Below are 399 nucleotides of genomic sequence, written 5' to 3'. Positions count from 1 at the left end.
GCACCGGATCCGGGTCAACAGCCTGCATCCAGGTGCCGTCAACACCCCGATGGGTACCGGCGACATGCTGGCCGCCCTCACGCGCGCCAACGACACCAATCCGGGCCTGATGCAGATGGTCACGCCGTTCCTGCCGGACTACATCGCCGAACCCGAGGACATCGCCGACGCCGCCGTGTGGCTGGCGAGCGACGAATCGCGCTTCGTCACCGCGAGCCGGGTGGCTGTCGACCTGGGTTCGACGCAGTTCTGATACCGCGAGCAGACACATAACTGCGCGAAAACGCGGGATTTCGCGCAGTTTCACGTCTGCTCGCGCAGAAGAATTCAGCGCAGGGACAGCGTGCGGCGCAGGAACGCGATCTGATCGGTGACCGCGGTGTCGAACCAGTCGTGGCC

At 65.4% G+C, this 399-nt stretch carries 1 protein-coding gene; it reads left to right on the top strand.

Annotated features, from left to right (window positions below; all coding sequences use genetic code 11):
• Nucleotides 1-253: SDR family oxidoreductase (locus C1J01_RS48820; RefSeq protein ID WP_146616088.1), on the top strand; the 253-nt coding region annotated here is incomplete at its 5' end.
• Between the last annotated feature and the right edge of the window lie 146 nt (nt 254-399).

Source organism: Nonomuraea aridisoli, from assembly GCF_003236395.1.
Classification (GTDB): domain Bacteria; phylum Actinomycetota; class Actinomycetes; order Streptosporangiales; family Streptosporangiaceae; genus Nonomuraea; species Nonomuraea aridisoli.
The sequence above is the reverse complement of the archived record's forward strand: the minus strand, read 5'-3'. Positions and strand labels throughout refer to the sequence as shown.